Raw genomic sequence first — 19,551 nt, 5'->3', positions numbered from 1 at the left:
GGCGCGCAGTCGGGCACGCACGGCGCGCGGGCTAGTCCTGGAGCCCCGGCAGAAGACGGCGCAGCTCCGCACCGGCGGCGTTCCCACCGGTGACGGGCACCCCGACGTGCCGTCCGGCGAAGCGCCCGGGGTCGGCGAGCACCGCCGCGAGTGCCGCGGCCCCCGCACCTTCGGCAAGGACGTGGGCGTCTGCGAGAAGAACCGCCTGCGCGTGGGCGATCTGCTCGTCGGTGACCGTGACGAAGTCGGCGAGGTGGTCGCGCAGGATCGCCTGGGTGAACTCGAAGCCGCGACCGGTGGCGAGCCCTTCGGCCCTGGAGGTGTTCGCGCGCTTGACGCAGGCGCCGCCGTGCCAGGAGTCGTGGGCAGCGGGCGAGGCGGCGGACTGGACGGCGATCACCTCGATGTGAGGTGAGACCGCCGCCGCGACGAGACAGGCGGCGGCTGCACCGCTGCCACCGCCGACGGGGACGACGATGACGTCGAGGTCCGGCTCCTGCTCGACGAGCTCGAGGTAGGCGGTGCCGACCCCGGCGACGAGGCACGGTTCGGCAGCACTGACGAGTCGCGCGCCGGTGGTATCGGCGATCTCGCGTGCTCGTACCGCGGCCTCGTCGAACGTGGCTCCGTGCAGCTCGAGGGTCGCGCCGAGGTCACGGACGCTCTGCGCCTTGCCCGGGTTGTGGTTCTCCGGCATGACGATGGTGCACGGCGTCCCCGTGACCTGGGCGGCGTGGGCGAGAGCCTGGGCGTGGTTGCCGGTGGAGTAGGCGACGACGCCGGCCCGGCGCTCCTGCGACGTCGTGCGCAGGAGGAGGTTGAGCGCGCCGCGGACCTTGAACGCACCGGTGGGCAGGACGTCCTCCCGCTTGAGAGTGACACGGGTGCCCGCGGCCCTCGACAGAGCTGCGCAGGTGCGGGTGGGTGTTCGTTCGAGCTCGGAGGCCAGAAGCCGTCGCGCGTCGAGGACGTCCGCGAGGCAGGGCACGTCGGTGGGTGCTGGGCGCGTGGTCGTCGTCATGCCTCTACCGTCTCAGTGGATAACCCATCGGTCCAATAGTTCTTTTCTGGATTTCTATCAATGCTGTCGATATGTTGAGGGAATGGATCTCCACCGGCTCACGATGCTCGTCGCCGTCGCGCGCGAGGGCTCGGTCACCGCGGCCGCGGCCGCCCTGCGGTACAGCCAGCCGTCCGTGTCGCACCATCTGGCCCTGCTGGAAGCGGAGGTGGGCGTTCCGTTGCTCCAGCGGGTCGGTCGTGGCGTCCGCCTGACCGACGCCGGCACCCTGCTCGTCGGACGGGCGGAGGAGATCCTGGGCCGGGTCGAGGCCGCGGAGTCGGAGGTCCGCGCGCTGGCCGGGCTGCAGGCAGGGCGTGCACGACTGGCCGCGTTCCCGTCGGCGCTCGCGACGATCGTGCCGGAGGTCGTCGCCCGGCTGGGAGCGGAGCATCCCGGCGTGGGCGTGGAGCTCGTGGAGCATGAACCACCCGAGGCACTGGCTGCGCTCAGACAGGGCACCGTGGACGTGGCGCTGGTCTTCGAGCACGACTACGCACCGAGCGACCTGCACGGGCTCGCCGTCACGGCGGTGACGGAGGACCCGATGGTGCTGGTGACGGCGACGACCTCCGACTCCCCCGGCGGACCCGCGGTGCTCGGCGACCACGCCGGGTCGGCGTGGATCGCCGGGTGCGAGCGCTGCCGCACGGACCTCGTCGCCCGGTGCGAGCGCGAGGGCTTCACGCCGCAGATCACGTTCGAGACGGACGACTACGTGGCGGTGCAAGCGCTCGTCGCCGCCGGGGTCGGAGTCAGCCTCCTCCCCGCCCTCGCGCTGCGCGCGCACCGCGCCGACGGGGTGGACGTGACGGCCGTCCCGGGCGCGCACCGGCGGGTGCTCGCCGTGACGTACGGCGACCGCCCGGCCCCTGCGGCCGGTGCGCTGGTGAGGCTCGTCGTCTCGGCCGCGCGGCGGCAGGCTACGGAGCGCTGACGTGCAACGTGGCGCGGGCCTCCCGGGCGAGGGCCGCGGCGGCGTCTCGGTCCAGCACGCTCAGCCGGGCTCGTTTCTCCCCCACCTGCACGACGTCGAGCGGCCGGAACCCGAGCCGGTCGATCCGTCGGGTCGCCGCGGCGTTGCGCGTGTCCGGCTCGACGACGACGCGGTCGACACCGTCGCGGTCGACGACGAACGCGTGCACGACGATCGCGAGCACCGACCAGAGGGGGACGTCGCGCGGCCCGCGGTCACCGAGCAGGAAGTGGATCCCTACGTCTCCCGGGAGCACGTCGTACACCTCGCCGAGCGGGTCGTGCTCCGGCGCGTACGTCTGCAGCAGCACGACGGGTAGCCCGTCCCAGCGCACCAGGAAGGCGTGGTGGGTCTCGAGATCGTCCACGTAGGCGTACAGGTCGCGCAGCTCCGTGCGAGAGAGCTCACCGAGTCCCCAGAACCTGGAGCGAGGCTGGGTGACCCAGGCGTGCAGGACGTCGAGATCGGCATCGGGATCCAGGACGTCGACGGTGAGGCTGCCGTGCGTCGCGAGGTCCACGGTGCACAGCGTCTGCCCCGGCGGTCCGCTCGCGAGCCGATCCAACCGGTACTCCCGGGCGGGGCGGTCGGGTGTCGTCATGGCTGCTCCTGAAGGTCGGGGAACTCGATTCGGGTGGTACGGCCGGCCGCCCAGGTGGAGAGCTGGTCGACGTGGTGTCGGCTGCGCGGGTCGCCGGCCGCCCCGAAGGGCACGGCCCACCGCGACCGGGTCCGGTCGTCGAGGTCCCACACCCAGCGCGCGACGGGTCCGCTGACCACGTGCGCGGCCCCGGGGACGCTCGCGGTCGCCAGGACGCACTCGGAGTCGCCCGCGAGCGCCGTGGGTGGCGTGGGCGGCGGGTCGAGGTGTGCGTCGTGGTGCAGGTGGACGGGGACCAGTGCGTGCTGCGTCCCCCAGGGGGCGGGTGGTGCTGCGAAGGCGTCGGTCAGGGCGTCGGCGAGCGTCTGGGGGACGTCGAGGTCGAGCCAGGGCGCGTCGAGCAGGGTGGGCAGGGCGGTGCGCAGGCGTGCCGGCAGGGCGAACCAGGGGTCGAGCACGCTCGTGTGCGGGTGCGGTTCGGTCAGCGGTGCGAGCGCGGGGTGGTCGGCGAGTCTCGTGACGACGGCGGTGCGCCAGGTCGCGTAGAGCGTCGCGTCGGTCGAGTCGGTGGTCATGCGGCGGTCCCAGGCGAGCAGCTGCTGTCGCGCCCGGGCTGCCGGGTGGTCGAGGAGGGTGTCGGGGACCGCGGCCAGGCGGTCGAGGAGGTCGTGCGCGTCCGGCTGTTCGGTGTCGGCGTGGATGCGGTGCTGGTCCTCGGCGGTGGTGGGGGCGTCGGGTTCGCGCAGGAGTGCGGTGATGCGGCGGGCCCGATGTGGCGGCGGGTAGGCGAAGCCGTGGTCGGCTGCGGCGTGGGGGCGCTGGTTGGCGTCGACGGCGTGGGTGGTCACGCGGACTGCCGGTGCGTTCGGCAACGACTCTGCGGCCCTGGCTGTCCTGGCGTCGCGGGGCAGGCGGCGCTCCGTGCGGTCGAGGTCGGGCACCTGGCCGACCGTCGCGCTGAGCACGGTGTTCCGGTCGGCGGCCAGGACCCTGTTGACGGGGTCGACCCAGGCCGCGAAGGCGTCGACGACGTCGCGGGCCGTGCGCGCCCGCAGGAGCACGCGAAGCGCCCCGACGCCCAGGTCTGCTCGGGTGTGGGCGGGCAGGTGCACGCCCGTGGCGCGGTGGGCCGTGGGGGTCGGCGGCAGGTCGAGCAACAGGCTCCGCCGGGTCCGGCCCCACGGGACGTCGACCGTCTCGTGGGCCTCCGTGGTCTCGTGGCGCGTCTGGCGCACGTGCACCTGCTCGACGCCTGACTCGACCGGTTCGTCCCCGTCCGGTCCCGCGGCGCGCCACGCGCCGCCGTCGTCGCGCAGGTGTTCGACGAGGACGTCGACGTGGTGCGCCACGGCGTTCGTGACCCCCCACGCGGCCGTCCCGGTGTGGCCGAAGTGCGCGATCCCGGGGACGCCCGGGAACGCCAGCCCGACGACGTCGTACTCGGGGCAGGCTAGCCGGACCTGCTGGTAGGTGCCAGGCAGCTCCAGGAGCCGGTGCGGGTCTCCGGCCAGGATCGGCGCGCCGGTGGCCGTGCGTATGCCCGCGAGCGCCCAGGCGTTGGACCCGCCGCTGCGGGGGTCGACGCCGCTGAGGGTGTCGACCAGTTCCTCGACGGGTGTGCGGGGGTGGTGCGGGCCGAGCGTGCGGGCGACGTGGGCGCGCCAGAGCACGTTGGGAAAGCCGGTGAACAGGACGTGGTTGACGTGCAGGATCGCCAGGGGCATCCACGCGGGCCAGGGCTCGTCGGGCGGGTGGACGCCGGGCAGTGCACGCAGGTCGTGGGTCTCGGGGGTCTGCCGGCCCTGCGGGAGCCCGGCGTTGACGCCGTCGGTGTAGGCCTCGACCCATCGCCGGTCGGCGTCGTCGAGCCGGGCGAAGGACCGTCGGGCGGTCTCGGTGATGCGCAGCTGGCGCGCGAGCGTGTCCCACGCGAGGCCCGGGGGGCCGATGCGTGCCGCGAGGGTTCCTTCGGCGCGCCACCGGTCGGTGTCGAGCTGCCACCCGCGGTCGCGAGCGGTGACGTAGCCCTGGGCCCGGGCGAGCGTGAGCTCGTCCGGGGCCCACAGGTGCGGGATGCCGAGACTGTCGCGCCGCAGTCGCCACTCCGCGGAGGCGGGTGCCGGACCGCTCATGCCCGGACGGCGGGGTTGTCGATCTGTCCGGCGTAGATCAGCGAGGAGGACTGGTCGGTCAGGTCGACCATCTGCAGGGTGTTGCGCAGCTGGAGCCGGTTCAGGCAGGAGTGGGCGAAGGTCCGTGCGTGCAGGTCGACGCCGGTGCTCAGGTCCGGGTGGTCGTCGCGGTGCCGGCGCAGGCACGCTCCGACCTCGGCCCAGAAGTCGTCCTGGTCGAGCACACCGTCGACGTGGAGGATCCCCGCGAGGTGGCGCAGGACGCCGTCGTAGACGTCGGTGAAGATCGCGAGCGCCTTCTCCGTCTCGTCGACCTCGGCGCGGACCCGCTCGACGTCGGCGGGCAGGGGCCTGTCGGAGAGCACCGCGACCTCTTCCCCGATGTCCTTCATGAACGCCCGGACGGGAGTGTGGTCGGCGAGCCCGAGGATGAGGTTCTCCCCGTGGGGCATGAACGCCAGGTCGTGGGCGAGCAGGCAGTGGGCCAGCGGGCGCAGGTAGACGTCGAGGTAGGCGCGGAGCCAGTCGCGCGGGGTGCGTCCGGAGGCGCGGATCAGGGCGGTCGCGTACGCCTCGCCCTCGCGATCACGGTGCAGGAGCGCCGCCATGGTGACCAGGCGCTCGCCGTCCAGCAGCCGCGGGACCGGGCTCTCCCGCCACAGGGCGGCGAGCATCTTGCGGTACGGGCTGGTCGTCGCGGTGCCGTGGTAGGCGTCTCCGGTGTACCCGACGGTCGCGTGCTCGCGCAGCACCTCGAACCGGGCCCGGCGCAGGGTCGGGTCGCCGTGCACGAGGTCCGCGACCCAGTCGTTGATCGCGGGGGTGTGCCGCATGTAGGCGGGCGAGAGTCCGCGCAGGAATCCCATGTTCTGGATCGCGAGCGCGACCTTGACGTAGTCCTGCGTGTCGTCGGTCCGGTCGGCGAGCGTGCGGATCGACTGCTGCGGCTGGTACTCGTGGGCGCTGACCCCGACCGGGACGAGATCGTGACGGGCGACGTCGGGGGCGAACGTGATCGCGACCCGGTGCTCCCACTGCCACGGGTGGACCGGCAGGTACGTGTAGTCGGCGGGGTCCAGGCCCCGGGCACTTAGTCGCGCGGCAAAGGCACGCCGTTCGTCCGGACGCAGCGCCACGTCCCAGTGCTGCTGCGGGGTGCGGCCCGCTCCCAGTGCGAGGTGGGTGTGCTGCGTGCGGGCGGCGAGCCACTGCAGGCGCAGCGTCGACCCGCGCTCGGGCGCGAAGGCCTCGTAGTCGGCGAGGCTGAAGCCGATCCGCCCGTTGTTCGCGACGAACGCGGGGTGCCCCTCGGTCATCGCGGCCTCGGTCTGCTGGAAGCTGGCCCCGAGCAGGTCCTGTGAGCCCGGACCCGGGTTCACGTGCTTCGCAGCCGCGGCGGCGAGCGTCGAGCTGACCTCTTCGAGGTAGGTCGGCAGCAGCTCTGCCGGGATCTGCAGCACCGGCTGCAGCTCGTTGACGAGGGCGAGGGCGTCCAGCGGCGCCGGCGAACCCGCGACGGTCCGCACGATCGACGCCTCGTCGAGCACCCAGTGCTCCAGGTCGAGCACATGGGCAGTGAAGGTGTAGTCGACCGCACCGTCGGCCGCGTGCGTGCGCAGCCGGAACTGACCGCGTCCGCCGCGCGGTGCCCGGCTGCCCACCGGCTCGGGGACGAGGAGTCGTTCGTGGGAGAGCTCCGCCACGGTCTTCGCCACCAGGTGCCGGTGCGCCGCCGCCATGGCGTCCGGTCGCAGGTGCGGGGCCGCGTCGTGACCGGGCCCGAGCGGACTGCGCGCGTAGTCGGCCCGGCTGCACACCGACAGCAGGGCCCGCTTGTCCGGCAGGTCGACCTCGCGCACCACCCGGAAGCCCGCGGCCGCGTTCTTCTCGTGCACGGCCGTGTTCCGCACGTCCGGCTCGACCACGACACGCGCCGCGGCCAGGCCGTCGTCGGCGAGGCAGAAGCCGACCACGGCGCCCATCACCGCCGAGGTCAGCCCGGAGCGGGGGGCACCGTCCGGCGGCCCGACGAGCAGGTGCATGCCGAGATCACCCGGTTCGATCTCCACGACCGCGTCGAGCACGAGCCGGTGCGGGTCGTACGTCTCCACGTAGGCGATCGGCGCGCCGTCGAGCCAGGCCCACCACCCGTCCTGCGCGTCGTCGGCGACGAGCTCGTCGACGTAGGCGCGCACCTGCTCGGCGCTCATCCGGCCCATCTGCCAGAACGCCGAGCGCGGGTGCGTCAGCCAGGCGTGCAGCAGGTCCGAGTCCGCGCGGTCCAGTGCCACGAAGCCGATCGGCCCGAGCGTCGTGGCGGTCTGCCAGCGTGGGGGAACAGTCGTTCCGGGATCGTCCGCGCCGGGAACGGCCGCTCCGGTTCCGGCCACCGCGCCGAGCACCGGCGCCCCGGCTCCCCCGCTCATGCGTCCTCCGTCGAGCCACGCCCGGCCCCGGCCGGTGCGGTGCCGTCGGAAGCGTCCGCCCCGTCGGCGGGAAGTCCGAACTCCTGGAAGGCGATCCGCCGCTCGACCGGGTAGACCTCGCGGCCGAGCACCGAGGCGAGCACGACGGAGTTGCGCCATGCCGCGAAGCCGAGGTCCGGCGCCGTGATCCCGTGCGTGTGGTCCTCGGCGTTGAGCACGTGCAGGGTCCGCTCCGCGTCGATCGTGTAGTCGCGCGCGACGGCGAACCGGCCGCGCGCGTCCCAGCAGATCCTGTCCCGGACCGGGTCGAGGAACGCCGGCACCCGCGGGGCGTAGCCGGTGGCGGCGACGACCGTCTGTGTGCGCCGCTCGACCTCCTGGCCGGTCTGGGCGTGCCGCAGACGCAGCACGCACTCCTCGGCGGCCGCGTCCCATCCGGCCCCGACGACGGCGGTGTCGGTCAGCAAGGTCGTCGGCACCGGGGCCGTGACCGACTTGCGGTAGAGGGTGTCGTAGATGTCGTCGACGAGGTCGCCGCTGATCCCCTTGTAGAGGCTGCGCTGGTCTCGGCCCAGGCGGTCGCGGGTCTCCATCGGCAGTGCGTGGAAGTGGTCGGCGTACTCGGGCGAGGTCATCTCGAGCGTCAGCTTGGTGTACTCCATCGGGAAGAAGCGCGGCGACCGCGTCACCCAGTCCAACCGGTAGTCGTGCTCGTGCACCTCCTCGAGCAGGTCGCGGTAGATCTCCGCCGCCGACTGGCCCGACCCCACGACGGTCACCGACCCGGAGGCCACCAGATCCGCACGACGGGGCAGGAAGTCGGCCGAGTGCAGGACCGCGCCCGGCTGCGCCTCGGCGAGTGCGCGCAGCGGTGCCGGCATCGTCGGGGCCGTCCCGGTCCCGAGGACGAGGTGCCGTGCCCGACGGACCTCGATCTCGGAGGAGGCGACGCGCGAACGGACGACCCACGCCTCGCCGTCGTGCTCGACGGACACGACCTCCCGGCCCCATCGCAGGGTGCCGAGCTGACCCGCCACCCACCGGCAGTAGGCGTCGTACTCGGCGCGCAGCGGGTAGAAGCTCTCCCGGATGTAGAACGGGTACAGCCGCCCGGTCGCCTTCAGGTGGTTGAGGAACGAGAACCGCGAGGTGGGGTCCGCCATCGTGACCAGGTCGGCGAGGAACGGCACCTGGATCGTGGCGCCCTCGAGCATCATCCCGGGGTGCCAGCGGAACTCGTCGCGGGCGTCGAGGAACACGGCATCCAGGTCGAGCGGGTCCGCGAGCGCCGCGAGACCGAGGTTGAACGGGCCGATGCCGATGCCGATCAGGTCGTGGGTGGTGGTCATCGGGCCATCTCCAGGGAGTCGAGAGTGCGGGTCTGGTGCAGGGTGGCCGCGACCGAGCGCACCAGGTCGAGCACGACGTGCACGTCTGCGACGGTCGAGGCGGGGTTGAGGAGGGTGAGCTTGAAGCAGGGGCGCCCCTCGACGACGGTCTTGGTGACCATCGCGCGGCCGGAGTCGAACAGCAGACGCCGCACGGGCGCAACGAGGCGGTCGGCGTCGGCGTCGGTCATCCCGGCGGGCTGGTATCGGAACAGCACGGTGCTCAGGTCCGTGGGTGCCACCAGGTCGAAGTCGGTGTCGTCGGCGAGGTCGCGGTGGACGTCGGCGGCGAGGTCGCAGACGCGGTCGAAGAGCTCGCCGAGACCGTCGGCCCCCACCGACCGGAGCGTGGTCCAGAGCTTGAGGGCGTCGAACCGGCGGGTGGTCTGCAGCGACTTGTCGACCTGGTTCGGCTCGGCGTTGGCGACGGGGTTGAGGTAGTCGGCATACCAGGCGACCGGGGCGAGGTCCGACGCCTCGCGGACGATCAGCGCCGAGGCGGAGACGGGTTGGAAGAAGCTCTTGTGGTAGTCGACCGTGACCGAGCGCGCGCGCTCGATGCCGTCGAGCAGGTGTCGACGGGTCGAGGAGACCAGCAGGCCGCAGCCGTAGGCGGCGTCGACGTGCAGCCAGATCGCCCGGTCCTCGCCGTGGCAGACGTCGGCGATCGCCTGCAGCGGGTCGACGCACCCACGGTCGGTGGTCCCCGCCGTGGCGACGACCGCCATGACGAGGTGACCGTCGGCGTGCACCTGGTCGATCGCCCGGCGCAGGGCCGCGGGTCGCACCCGCCCGAGAGCGTCGACGTCGACGGTGACCACGGCGTCGTCGTCGAGCCCGAGCAGGCGGGCCGCGGTGTTGACGCTGAAGTGGGAGCTGGCACCCGTGAGGACCTTGAGCCGGGGCAGCACCTCGGTCCGGCGACGGCCGGTCTCGGCTGCGCGCGCGACGATCGCCTCCCGGGCGCAGAAGAGCGCCTGGAGGTTGGACTGGGTCCCGCCCGATGTAAAGACTCCGTCGCCGTCGTCGAACCCGATCCGCCCGGCGGTCCATCCCACGAGCCGCCGCTCCATCAGTGTGGCGACGGTGGACTGGTCGTAGGTGTCGACGGAGGTGTTGACCGCGGCCAGCGCCGCCTCGGCCGCGACGGCGGGCAGCACGACCGGGCAGTTCAGGTGGGCGGCGTACGACGGGTGGTGGAACCAGACGGCGTTGCGCACGTAGAGGTCGGTGACCTCGGCGAGCGCCGTCTCGTTGCCCTGTCCCGGTCCGTCGAGGTCGACGGCGTCCACGGCGGCCTGCAGGTCTGCCCGGCTTGCCCCGGTGAACGGTTGCTCGACCGTGCGGATCCGTGCGGCGAGGTCGTCGACGACCGAGCCGACGAGGCGCGCATAGCGGTCGGCCGAGGCGGCGTTGAGGACCTCGTCGACGACGTCGTGGGATGCGGGCATGGGACCTTCTTCCGTGCGGGCAGACCCGCACGCGCGGGCTGATTAGGTATGGCACACCTAACCTAACCTATGGGCGCGACAATTCCGACACCCGGGTCGACCCGTGGACACGGGCCGGGCCGTTCCGGACCAGGGATCGATCGCGCCGCCGCACGCGCAGGCCGCCCGGCTACGGGTCCCGCATCAGGACGACCGGAATGACGGCACCCGTCAGGCTTCGCTGCGCGCCCCGGCCGACGACGGCCATCCCGAGGTGCTCGTAGATGGCGACGTTCCGGGGCTCGGCCGCCCGGACGCTGCACGACAGTCCGCTCAGACCGGTGTCGCGGGCTGTCGTGCGCAACGCCTCGAGCAGTGCGGACGCCAGGCCACGTCCACGGGCCCCGGGCAGGATCGCGAGCCGACCGAAGGTCAGGGTCCCGTCGCCCGACGGCCGGTGCTTGACCGTTGCGACGACCTCGCCGTCGAGCCGGACCAGCGCGACTCGGACCCCGCCCTCCATCTCCTCGCGGAGCGACCCGGGCGTCTCGAGCAGCGCACCGGACGGCTCACCACGGTCGGAGTACTCCGCGAACGCGGCGTGCATCACCGCGACCACCGCGTCGACGTGCTCGGTCCCCGCGTCCACGTCGACGACCGTCGTGGCACTCTCCGCGTGCTCGCTCATGGCCCGGGAGACTACCCGGCGCCGACAGCCCCCTCCGACCTCAGGGGCCGCAGGCGTCGACCACCCGCTCCCCCAGCTCGGACCGCAGGTACAGCACAGAGCGTCCGGATCGCGCAGAGGTGAGCAGGCCCGCTGCGCGCAGGACGCGCAGGTGCTGGTTGACCGCGCTCGTGCTCACCTCGGCCCGCAGCGCCAGCTCGGTCGAGGACGCCGGCTCGTCGAGCGCGGTCAGCAGTCCCGCCCGCACCTGGCCGAGGATGCCCGCGAGCGCCGGGGGCGCGTCCCGGGGCGAGGTGTGCCACAGCGTGCCGATCCCGCGCGCGCCGTACATGATCGTCGGGGGTTCCTCCGCGGAGATCGGGCAGGAGGCACCCCGGGTGAAGAGGGTCGGGACGAGCGTGAGGCCCACCCCGGTGGTGGCCGCCCGCTGCAGCATGGCGTGCGACGTCAGGCGAACGGTCACGACACCTCCGTCGTACGTGACGCGCTCGCTCAGCCCGGAGAACATCCGACCGACCCCGTGACGCGAGATCAGCGCGCCACGGTGGACGACGTCCGCCTGGAGCACCGCACGCATCCGGGGCCAGTGCGGGACGAAGCACGCCTCCCAGTACCCCGTGAGCGCGTCCAGGACGCGCTGCCTGACGACGGAGGCCGGGCCGCGCAGCGCGGGCGGTCGCCCCTCGGGGTGGAGTCGTGCGAGGTCCGCGAGCAGTACGTCGTCGGGCGTGGCCGCGATCGTGTCGAGCTCGTCGTCGATCCGCGTCAACGGTCCCCGGGGACGCGGGCTGAGGTAGTCCGGCGTCCAGAGCCGATCGTCGACCAGCGCCCGCAAGACGTCGCCGTCGAGGGACTCGCGAGCCGACTGGGTCGCTCGCAACCACGGAAGGTGGTCCGGGTACCGGCCCGGGTCGCGCCAGGTGCGCAGCGACAGCGTCAGCTCGTTGATCGGCGAGATCGCGAAGCGCACGTCGGCAAGGTCCATGCCGTCCAGCACGTACTCCATTCGCCCCACGTGATGAAGCATAGTGCTACATCTGTTGGGAACGACGAGGAACCGGGGCCTACTTGGTCCCGTGATCAAGACCCTGCTGCCCCGCGAGCCCGTCGCCCGTGCCCTGACGTTCTCCACGATGGCCCTGGCCGCCTCCAACGGCGTGTTCTACGCCGTCTCCGTTCTCTACTTCACACGGGTGGTCGGGCTCTCGGCCACCACGGTCGGTCTTGGACTCGGCATCGCCGGTGGCGCGGGGGTCCTGGGATCCTTCCTCGCCGGAAGATGGGCCGACCGCCTCGGGGCGCACCGCCTGCAGTGGTGGGGCGTCGCCGTCCAGGGTGCGGCACTGGGGGCCTACACCCTCGCCACCGGCCCGTGGACGTTCGTCGCCGCAGCCGTGGTCGCCGTCGGGGCACGCGGCGTCCACGGCACCGCCCGTCAGGCCCTGATCGCCCGCTGGTTCACCGGACCGGACCGCGTCGAGGTCCGCGCACGCCTGCGGGTCGTGATGAACGTCTTCATCGGGCTCGGCACACTGCTCGCCGCCACCGCCCTCGCCGTCGACACCGCTGCCGCCTACCGGACCGCGATGGTGGTCGTCGCCGTCCTGCTGCTGCTCGCCGTCGTCCCGGTGTACCGCCTGCCGCGCCGGGTGCCTGCCCTCGCGGAGCAGATGGTCGGCCGGCGGCGAGCCGGGCACGACGAGACCGGGACGTGCGGGACGTGGGACGACCCCGGCGTCCACCCGTTGCGCGACCGCCGGTACGTGGCCAGCGTGGCCGCAAACTCCGTCATCGCCGTCCAGTTCGGCGTCCTCACGGTCGGCATCCCGCTCTGGGTCGCCTCGACCGCCGCCCCGCCCGTGATCGTCTCAGGCCTGCTCGTGGTCAACACCGTCCTGGTCGCGATGCTTCAGGTACGGGCCTCCCGCGGCACCCACGACGTCCGCCGCGCCGGCCGGTCCGTCCGCCGGGGCAGCGTCCTGCTTGCCGCCGCGTGCGTCCTGTACGCGGCCGCGGGGTACGGGAACGTCCTCGTCGCCTGCGCCCTGCTGGTCGTCGCCGCCGTCGCCCACTCGCTCGCCGAGACCCTCGCCGAGGCAGGAGCGTGGGGCATGGCCTTCGAGCTGGCGGACCCACGCCGGGCGGGCGAGTACCAAGGTCTGAGCCAGACGGGGATCGCGCTCGCGACGATGGCTGCCCCGGTCGTCGTGACGCTGCTCCCCGTCCGGTACGGGACACCGGGCTGGCTCGCCCTGGCCGCGGTGTTCCTGCTCGCCGGGGCGGCCGCCGCCGCAGTGGCCCGCATGCCTGATCCCGCCGAAGCGTCCACGGTGAGAGGGTAGTCACCCACCGACCGTGCGCGAAGGGACCACCACCATGGACCAGACCACCCGACCGAACCGCTTCGCCGTGAGCTCGGAGGTGGGGACCCTGCGCACCGTCCTGACCTGTGCGCCAGGCCTTGCGCACAGCCGGCTCACGCCGTCCAACTGCGACGACATGCTGTTCGACGACGTGCTCTGGGTCGAGCGGGCACGTCAGGACCACGCCGACTTCATGGATCAGATGCGGGGTCGGGGCATCGAGGTCCTGGAGCTGCACGAGGTGCTCGCCGAGACGCTCGCCGTGCCGGACGCCCGGTCCTGGCTCCTCGACCGCAAGATCACCGCCAACGAGGTCGGCCTCGGCCTCGTCGAGCCCACCCGTGCATTCCTGGACGAGATCGACGACGCGCACCTCGCGCGGTTCCTCCTCGGCGGCCTCGCGACGACGGACCTGCCCGCCGACGCACGACCGCAGGAGATCACCCTCGCCCGCGAGTCCCTCGGCCCTGGCGAGTACCTGATGCCTCCCCTGCCCAACACCCTGTACACACGCGACACCACCTGCTGGATCTACGGCGGGGTCACGCTCAACCCGCTGTACTGGCCCGCCCGACACGACGAGACGCTGCTGATGAAGGCGATCTACGACCACCACCCCCGGTTCACCGGCTCGACCGTCTGGTGGGGCGACCCGGAGGAGGACGCCGGCATGGCCTCGCTCGAGGGCGGTGACGTGATGGTCCCGGGCAACGGGGTCGTGATCATCGGGATGGGAGAGCGGTCCTCCCGGCACGCCATCACCCAGGTCGCCGCGCGGCTCTTCGCCGCCGGGGCGGCCGAGCAGGTCGTGGTCGCGGCCATGCCCAAGCTGCGCGCCGCGATGCACCTGGACACCGTCTTCACCTTCGCCGACCGTGACTGCGTCACCATCTACCCCGAGATCGTGCACGGCATCCAGGCGTTCACGCTGCGCCCGTCAGATGTCGCGCCGGGGTTCGAGATCACCGTCGAGGACCGCCCGTTCCTCGAGGTGGTCCGCACCGCGCTCGGGCTGTCCGAGCTCCGCACCGTCGACACCGGCGGCAACGTCTACGCCACGGAGCGGCAGCAGTGGGACTCGGGCAACAACGTGGTCGCGCTCGAGCCGGGCGTCGTCGTCGCGTACGACCGCAACACCACCACCAACAAGCTGTTGCGCAACGCCGGCATCGAGGTGGTCGAGATCGTCGGCGCCGAGCTCGGTCGTGGGCGCGGCGGGGGCCACTGCATGACGTGCCCGCTCGAGCGCGACGCCGTCGAGGTCTGATGCGGGGATGGCGATCCTCACGCCCGCGACGGTCCGGCACGCTTCGGGCGAGGTCTAGGCTGGGTGGGTGGCAACGTTCTCCGCAGTGACCCGTACGCACATCCTCCAGGCGATCGCCGAGTTCGACGACCGTGGGAGGACGAACTTCCTCGGTCTCTACGGCTTTGAACCCACCCGCGGCTACCCGATCGTCCACGAGGACCAGGAGTACGACTCCAAGGCGATCCTCGGCGTCGCACACCGCTACGCCACGGGACGCGCCGCCACCCCGGAGGAGTTCTCCGGAGGCATCGCCGGTGCCGTGACGATCCTGCGCAAGCGCGGCTTCGAGGTGCTCGAGCCCATCGGCGCGGCCCCGGTCGTGCCGCCGAAGGCTCCCAAGGCCCCCCGCACGCGGACTGCGCCCCGGACCACCACGCCACGCCGGTCCGCCGTGCCCGAGCCCGTGCTGCGGATGTGCCCCACGTGCTCCGTCGCTCTGCCGGCCACGGGTCGGTGCGACGACTGCGACTGACGCAGGCCTACGCGGCCGGAGGACCGACGCTCGTCACCAGCGGTTGTGCACGTCCTCGGCCCACCCGACGAGCCCCGTGAAGTCGATCCGCTCCCCCGAGCCCGTCTCGAACGTCCCCGACCATGTGCCGAAGCACTGGTCGGTCCGCGAGGAGAGCAGCCCGAGGTTGGTCCGCGAGACCTTGTCGTGCTCCGGGACGAGCGTGGCGTCGAGCCCCGCGCCGTGGACGCGCCAGGGTGCCAGGTAGTCGGCCGGGTCGTAGTCCCAGGTGAGCTCCTCGCCGATCTTGTGCAGACGACCGTCGACGAACACCGCGTTCTCGGTCGAGCCCGTGCCGACGGTCCACCGTCCTCCGACCTGGAGCCCGATGCGTCGACCGTCGCAGACACCCGACCCCGCACCCCAGTTCCAGCGCATGTCGTACGGCCATCGGCCACGGCCGTGGTCGAGCACGGCCCACGACTCGCCTGGCGTCAGCTCCTGCGTCTCGTCCCCGACCGTCACGGTCCCGGTCGCCGGCCGCGCGACATCCTTGACCGTGTACTGGAACCGGCGGTCGCTCCACGGGACGACGACGCCCAGGGCCCCGTGCCCCGACGGCCTCGCGGCGACGACGTCGAACGAGGCGCCCTCGATCCTCGCCCGGATCCGCGTTCCACCGTCCACCTCGTCGACCGCGATGGCGAGGGCGCGTGACCACGCCCGCACGGGGCCCTTCCCGAGCGAGCCCGGAAGCTCCGTGCCGGCGGCGAGAATCGCCGTCGTGCTCGCGGCCACGCTCGTCTTCGAGTGCCGGTCGAAGACCCAGACCTCGTGGACGCCGGCGTAGTCGAGCGAGGAGACCGTCGCCGCGAGGATGAACCGCGGCGTGACGACGTTCCAGTACTCCCACCGCTTGTTCCGGCCCCAGGAGCGGAGGCCGCCGATCCCCTCCGTCGTCACCGACGCGGTCCGCGCCCAGCCCACCGCCTCGCGGTTGAGCCGACCGTTCGGCAAGGTGAGAGGAACCGTCTGCGTGAGCTCGCGTTCGACCATGCGGCATCCTCGCACGGCTCCGCACGGACCGCGGAGATGCCGTCGACCACAGGACGCAGCGACGACTTCCTGTGGGCACGACAAAGCCCCGGCGAGAGAAGATCTCTCACCGGGGCAATCTGTCGGGCTGACAGGATTTGAACCTGCGACCCCTTGACCCCCAGTCAAGTGCGCTACCAAGCTGCGCCACAGCCCGAGGGACCCGTCGAGACGAGCCCCTGGCCCCGCAGGGCCAACGGAAATACTACCCCATTCTCGACCCCGGGCAGCACACCGGCACCGAGACGGTCGTCACCGCCGACGCTTCTCGCGCACGCGCACGGAGATCTCGATGGGCGATCCCTCGAAGCCGAACTCCTCGCGGAGGCGGCGCTCGACGAAGCGGCGGTAGCCGGCCTCGATGAATCCCGTGGCGAACAGGACGAACCGCGGCGGACGTGTCGACGCCTGCGTCGCGAAGAGGATCCGCGACTGCTTGCCCCCGCGCAGCGGGTGCGGGTGTGCGGCGACGAGCTCGCCGAGGAAGGCGTTGAGCCGGCCCGTCGGGATCCGCTGGTCCCAGGAGTTCAACGCACGCTCGAGCGCCGGCACCAGGCGCGAGGTGTGCCACCCGGTCAGCGCGGAGACGTTGATCCGCGGCGCCCACTGGACCTGGACGAGGTCACGCTCGACCTCGCGCTCGAGGAACTTGCGGCGGTCCTCGTCCATCAGGTCCCACTTGTTGTAGGCGATGACCAGCGCACGGCCTGCGTCGACGACCTGGGAGATGACGCGCGTGTCCTGCTCGGTGAGCTGCTCTCCGGCGTCGAGGAGCACGACGGCGACCTCCGCCTTCTCGATCGCCGCACGGGTGCGCAGGGAGGCGTAGAAGTCGGCGCCACGTGTCTGGTGCACGCGACGGCGGATGCCCGCGGTATCGACGAACCACCACGGCTGGTCGCCGAGCACGATCAGCTCGTCGACCGGGTCGCGCGTCGTGCCGGCCATCTCGTCGACCACGACGCGCTCGGAGCCCGCCAGCTTGTTGAGCAGCGACGACTTGCCGACGTTCGGGCGCCCGACGAGGGCCACGCGGCGCGGGCCGTCCGGGCGCAGCGCGCCATGCTCGGAGACCTCGGGGAGCACCTTCATCGCGGCGTCGAGCAGGTCGCCGACGCCGCGTCCGTGCAGGGAGGAGACCGGGTACGGCTCCCCCAGGCCGAGGTTCCACAGCACGAGGGCGTCGGCCTCGCCGGAAGCACCGTCGACCTTGTTGGCGCACAGCACCACGGGCTTGCCGGCACGACGCAGCAGTCGCATGACCCGCTCGTCGGTGTCGGTGATGCCGACGGTCGCGTCGACCACGAAGACGACGGCGTCCGACAGCGAGATCGCCACCTCGGCCTGCTCGGCGACGCGCGCGTCGATCCCCGCGACGTCGACCTCCCACCCGCCGGTGTCGACGAGGGTGAAGTTGCGCCCGGCCCACTCGCCCGGGTAGCTCACGCGGTCGCGCGTGACACCCGGCTTGTCCTCGGTGACCGCCTCGCGGCGTCCGAGGATTCGGTTGACGAGCGTGGACTTGCCGACGTTCGGGCGTCCGACGATCGCCAGGACCGGCAGCGCGCCCTGCTCGGGCGCGTCGTCGAAGTCCTCACCGTCGGAGTCGAGCAGCGCCAGGTCCTCCTCGGCGAGCTCGTACTCCTCGAGCCCGGCGCGCAGGGCACGCTCACGGGAGGCGTCGTCCACGTCGGGCTCGAAGGCGTCGACGCCCTCGGGGGCGTCGTCGATCGGGCTCTCGGGGGCAGGCGAGACGGAGTCGTCGGGGTTGGTCATGCCCTCATTCTCCCAGGCTTCGACGGGTGCGCACGACACTTGTGGTCAGATGTGTCCGACGGCGCTCCTACCGGTCTTCCGGCAGCGCCGTTCCGCTCGAGGACACCGTGGCCCGCACGTGCTCCGCGAGCGCCCGCCGGAGCTGTTCGTTGGCGTCGCGCAGGGCCGCGCGCCCGCTCGTCCCGGGCGCGCGTTCGACGGTCGTCGGCGCGCCGAACGAGACGAGGAGGCGACGACGCGGGCCGGGGACGTGACCGGGACCCTCGCCGGTGCGTCGTGTGCCGAGGACGGCGCACGGCACGACCGGCGCGCCGGTGTGCAGTGCGAGCCACGCCACGCCGGCGCGGCCCGACTCGACGGTGCCGCTGCCGCGGTTGCCCTCGGGGAAGATGCCGACCGCGTCCCCGCGCTCCAGCACCTCCCGCGCGCTGTGCAGGGCGGCGCGGCCGGACTCACGGTCGACGGGGATCTGGCCCGCGGCGCGCAGGACGACACCGACGGGGCCGTGGAACATCTCCTGCTTGACCAGGATGTGCAGGGGCCGGGGGGCGGTGCCGAGCAGAAGCGGACCGTCGACGATCCCGGTGTGGTTGGCCGCGACGATGACGGGTCCGTGGGCGGGGACGTGGGAGCGCCCGTCGATCCGGGTGTTCCACAGCCCGCGGGCCAGCGCGCGCCCGACCCACCGGGACCATGCGGGCCCGGACGGTGCGGGTGCGCTCACCTGTCTGCGGTGACCTGCTCGATGACGGCGAGCACGGCGTCGACGGTCTGCTCGAAGCTGAGCGCCGAGGAGTCGACGGTCGCGACGCCGTCGGCGGCGACGTGGAACGAGGAGACGGTGGCGTCGTCGGAGTCGCGGCGCAGCACCTGGTCGCGCGTGGCCTCGACCTGGGCGACACCGGCCTGTCCGTGGATCTCGAGCGCGCGGCGGGCGAGCCGCGCCTCCTCGGAGGCGGTCAGCAGGAGGCGTGCGTCCGCGTCGGGCGCGACGACGGTGGTGATGTCGCGCCCCTCGGCGACGATGCCGCGACCGCCCGAGAACCCGCCGTCGGACCGCTCCGCGTCGATCGCCGCACGCTGCAGCCGGCGCAGCTCGTCGCGGACCTCGAGGTTCGTCGCGACGGCGGAGACCGCTGCAGAGATCTCCGTCGTCCGGATCGGCTCGGCGACGTCGGTCCCCCCGACGTGCACGCCAGGCGCCGTCGGGTCGACGCCCATCACGAGCGGCATCGCACGGACGGCACCGGCCACGGCGTCACCGTCCACGAGAGCGACGCCCTGGTCGAGGCACCACCACGTGGCGGCACGGTACATCGCGCCCGTGTCGAGGTAGGCGAGCCCGAGCCTGGACGCCACGGCACGCGAGACGCTGGACTTGCCCGATCCGGAGGGACCGTCGACGGCGACGACGAGGGGACGGGTGGGCGTTTCGGGCACGGTGACTCCAGGTCGGTGACAGGCGGTGGATGTTCGAGAGGAAGACTACTGCGCGAGGTCGCGACGCAGCAGCGCGGCTCCGCGCAGGTACACGTGACGGACGTCGGCCCGCGGCACGTCGGTCTCCACGTGCGCAAGAAGACGGACGACGCGCGGCAATGAGCCGGGGACGGCGATCTCGACCGCACACATCAGCGGGACGTCCCCCAGCCCGGCAGCGCGTGCCGCCGCCGCCGGGAAGTCGGAGACCAGGTCCGGCGTCGCCGTGAAGAACACCGAGATCAGGTCCTCGACCCCGAGGTCGTTGGCACGCAGGACCTCGTCGACGAGCTCGGTGGTCCGTGCGGCCATGTGCTCGCGGTCGTCGACGTCGAGCTGGACCGCGCCGCGGATCGCGCGCACGCTCATGCGGCGGC

At 72.7% G+C, this 19,551-nt stretch carries 17 protein-coding genes and 1 tRNA gene; 4 read left to right on the top strand and 14 right to left on the bottom strand.

From position 1 onward, the window contains the following. Window positions 1-31: 31 nt before the first annotated feature. Entirely contained in the window at window positions 32-1,021 is a 990-nt protein-coding gene (locus tag Q343_RS0109680; protein ID WP_029253388.1) for a threonine ammonia-lyase, read from the bottom strand. Window positions 1,022-1,103: 82 nt separating this feature from the next. On the opposite strand from Q343_RS0109680, the gene Q343_RS0109675 reads away from it, so the two are divergent. Next, window positions 1,104-1,997, top strand: coding sequence for a LysR family transcriptional regulator (locus Q343_RS0109675; RefSeq protein WP_029253387.1), 894 nt, complete (start codon window positions 1,104-1,106; stop codon window positions 1,995-1,997). Here the strand turns inward: Q343_RS0109675 and Q343_RS14015 are convergent. The 7 genes from Q343_RS14015 to Q343_RS0109640 all read right to left on the bottom strand — a co-directional run bounded on the left by Q343_RS14015 (window position 1,984) and on the right by Q343_RS0109640 (window position 11,707). Next, window positions 1,984-2,637 (bottom strand): GNAT family N-acetyltransferase, encoded by a 654-nt coding sequence (locus Q343_RS14015; protein WP_052367082.1) that lies wholly within the window; start codon window positions 2,635-2,637, stop codon window positions 1,984-1,986. The genes Q343_RS0109675 and Q343_RS14015 overlap by 14 nt on opposite strands. Next, on the bottom strand, window positions 2,634-4,769 hold the full coding sequence (locus tag Q343_RS0109665; protein WP_029253385.1) for a penicillin acylase family protein: 2,136 nt from the start codon (window positions 4,767-4,769) through the stop codon (window positions 2,634-2,636). Before Q343_RS0109665 ends, Q343_RS14015 begins: the two co-directional genes overlap by 4 nt. Beyond that, window positions 4,766-7,195, bottom strand: a complete 2,430-nt coding sequence (locus Q343_RS0109660; protein WP_081829755.1) for a GNAT family N-acetyltransferase — start codon at window positions 7,193-7,195, stop codon at window positions 4,766-4,768. Before Q343_RS0109660 ends, Q343_RS0109665 begins: the two co-directional genes overlap by 4 nt. Beyond that, window positions 7,192-8,544 carry a lysine N(6)-hydroxylase/L-ornithine N(5)-oxygenase family protein gene (locus Q343_RS0109655; protein WP_043109947.1) on the bottom strand — a complete coding sequence of 451 codons (1,353 nt, stop codon included), beginning with the start codon at window positions 8,542-8,544 and terminating at the stop codon, window positions 7,192-7,194. Before Q343_RS0109655 ends, Q343_RS0109660 begins: the two co-directional genes overlap by 4 nt. Beyond that, a complete protein-coding gene (locus tag Q343_RS0109650; protein ID WP_029253382.1) occupies window positions 8,541-10,034 on the bottom strand; it encodes a pyridoxal phosphate-dependent decarboxylase family protein in 1,494 nt (497 codons plus the stop codon). Before Q343_RS0109650 ends, Q343_RS0109655 begins: the two co-directional genes overlap by 4 nt. Window positions 10,035-10,203: 169 nt before the next feature. Further along, window positions 10,204-10,701: a GNAT family N-acetyltransferase gene (locus Q343_RS0109645; RefSeq protein WP_029253381.1), complete on the bottom strand. Its 498-nt coding sequence runs from the start codon at window positions 10,699-10,701 to the stop codon at window positions 10,204-10,206. Window positions 10,702-10,741: 40 nt separating this feature from the next. Next, window positions 10,742-11,707, bottom strand: coding sequence for an ArsR/SmtB family transcription factor (locus Q343_RS0109640; RefSeq protein ID WP_043109946.1), 966 nt, complete (start codon window positions 11,705-11,707; stop codon window positions 10,742-10,744). A gap of 70 nt (window positions 11,708-11,777) precedes the next feature. Between Q343_RS0109640 and Q343_RS0109635 the strand changes: the two genes are divergently transcribed. The 3 genes from Q343_RS0109635 to Q343_RS0109625 all read left to right on the top strand — a co-directional run bounded on the left by Q343_RS0109635 (window position 11,778) and on the right by Q343_RS0109625 (window position 14,845). After that, window positions 11,778-13,043 carry an MFS transporter gene (locus Q343_RS0109635; RefSeq protein WP_211248993.1) on the top strand — a complete coding sequence of 422 codons (1,266 nt, stop codon included), beginning with the start codon at window positions 11,778-11,780 and terminating at the stop codon, window positions 13,041-13,043. A 34-nt stretch (window positions 13,044-13,077) separates the two neighbouring features. After that, window positions 13,078-14,331, top strand: a complete 1,254-nt coding sequence (locus tag Q343_RS0109630; protein WP_029253378.1) for an arginine deiminase — start codon at window positions 13,078-13,080, stop codon at window positions 14,329-14,331. Between the two features lie 67 nt (window positions 14,332-14,398). Continuing rightward, window positions 14,399-14,845: a ScoMcrA-related endonuclease gene (locus Q343_RS0109625; protein ID WP_029253377.1), complete on the top strand. Its 447-nt coding sequence runs from the start codon at window positions 14,399-14,401 to the stop codon at window positions 14,843-14,845. Window positions 14,846-14,878: 33 nt separating this feature from the next. Here Q343_RS0109625 and Q343_RS0109620 read toward each other — a convergent pair whose 3' ends face one another. From Q343_RS0109620 to aroH, 6 genes are all read right to left on the bottom strand, one after another. Continuing rightward, on the bottom strand, window positions 14,879-15,880 hold the full coding sequence (locus Q343_RS0109620) for a DUF2804 domain-containing protein (RefSeq protein ID WP_029253376.1): 1,002 nt from the start codon (window positions 15,878-15,880) through the stop codon (window positions 14,879-14,881). 122 nt (window positions 15,881-16,002) lie between these two features. After that, a tRNA-Pro gene (locus tag Q343_RS0109615) sits at window positions 16,003-16,076 on the bottom strand. Window positions 16,077-16,171: 95 nt separating this feature from the next. Next, window positions 16,172-17,695 (bottom strand): ribosome biogenesis GTPase Der, encoded by a 1,524-nt coding sequence (gene der / locus Q343_RS0109610; protein WP_029253375.1) that lies wholly within the window; start codon window positions 17,693-17,695, stop codon window positions 16,172-16,174. Window positions 17,696-17,762: 67 nt separating this feature from the next. Then, a complete protein-coding gene (locus Q343_RS0109605; RefSeq protein WP_029253374.1) occupies window positions 17,763-18,419 on the bottom strand; it encodes a lysophospholipid acyltransferase family protein in 657 nt (218 codons plus the stop codon). Continuing rightward, on the bottom strand, window positions 18,416-19,135 hold the full coding sequence (gene cmk / locus Q343_RS0109600; protein ID WP_029253373.1) for a (d)CMP kinase: 720 nt from the start codon (window positions 19,133-19,135) through the stop codon (window positions 18,416-18,418). The genes Q343_RS0109605 and cmk overlap by 4 nt, the downstream gene beginning before the upstream one ends. A gap of 45 nt (window positions 19,136-19,180) precedes the next feature. Continuing rightward, the gene (aroH, locus tag Q343_RS0109595) at window positions 19,181-19,543 is read right to left on the bottom strand and encodes a chorismate mutase (protein WP_029253372.1); all 363 of its coding nucleotides are present in this window, start codon (window positions 19,541-19,543) and stop codon (window positions 19,181-19,183) included. Window positions 19,544-19,551 lie beyond the last annotated feature (8 nt).

The sequence above is a fragment of the Paraoerskovia marina DSM 21750 genome (assembly GCF_000701465.1).
Classification (GTDB): Bacteria; Actinomycetota; Actinomycetes; order Actinomycetales; family Cellulomonadaceae; genus Paraoerskovia; species Paraoerskovia marina.
The sequence above is the reverse complement of the archived record's forward strand: the minus strand, read 5'-3'. Positions and strand labels throughout refer to the sequence as shown.

Excerpts from the sequence above, each read along its gene's own strand:
- Q343_RS0109675 (WP_029253387.1), top strand. The coding sequence starts at position 1,104 with ATGGATCTCCACCGGCTCACGATGCTCGTCGCCGTCGCGCGCGAGGGC.
- Q343_RS0109650 (WP_029253382.1), bottom strand. The coding sequence starts at position 10,034 with ATGCCCGCATCCCACGACGTCGTCGACGAGGTCCTCAACGCCGCCTCG.
- Q343_RS0109680 (WP_029253388.1), bottom strand. The coding sequence starts at position 1,021 with ATGACGACGACCACGCGCCCAGCACCCACCGACGTGCCCTGCCTCGCG.
- aroH (WP_029253372.1), bottom strand. The coding sequence starts at position 19,543 with ATGAGCGTGCGCGCGATCCGCGGCGCGGTCCAGCTCGACGTCGACGAC.
- der (WP_029253375.1), bottom strand. The coding sequence starts at position 17,695 with ATGACCAACCCCGACGACTCCGTCTCGCCTGCCCCCGAGAGCCCGATC.
- Q343_RS0109620 (WP_029253376.1), bottom strand. The coding sequence starts at position 15,880 with ATGGTCGAACGCGAGCTCACGCAGACGGTTCCTCTCACCTTGCCGAAC.
- Q343_RS0109640 (WP_043109946.1), bottom strand. The coding sequence starts at position 11,707 with ATGGAGTACGTGCTGGACGGCATGGACCTTGCCGACGTGCGCTTCGCG.
- Q343_RS0109660 (WP_081829755.1), bottom strand. The coding sequence starts at position 7,195 with ATGAGCGGGGGAGCCGGGGCGCCGGTGCTCGGCGCGGTGGCCGGAACC.
- Q343_RS0109665 (WP_029253385.1), bottom strand. The coding sequence starts at position 4,769 with ATGAGCGGTCCGGCACCCGCCTCCGCGGAGTGGCGACTGCGGCGCGAC.
- Q343_RS0109630 (WP_029253378.1), top strand. The coding sequence starts at position 13,078 with ATGGACCAGACCACCCGACCGAACCGCTTCGCCGTGAGCTCGGAGGTG.
- Q343_RS0109645 (WP_029253381.1), bottom strand. The coding sequence starts at position 10,701 with ATGAGCGAGCACGCGGAGAGTGCCACGACGGTCGTCGACGTGGACGCG.
- Q343_RS0109655 (WP_043109947.1), bottom strand. The coding sequence starts at position 8,544 with ATGACCACCACCCACGACCTGATCGGCATCGGCATCGGCCCGTTCAAC.
- Q343_RS14015 (WP_052367082.1), bottom strand. The coding sequence starts at position 2,637 with ATGACGACACCCGACCGCCCCGCCCGGGAGTACCGGTTGGATCGGCTC.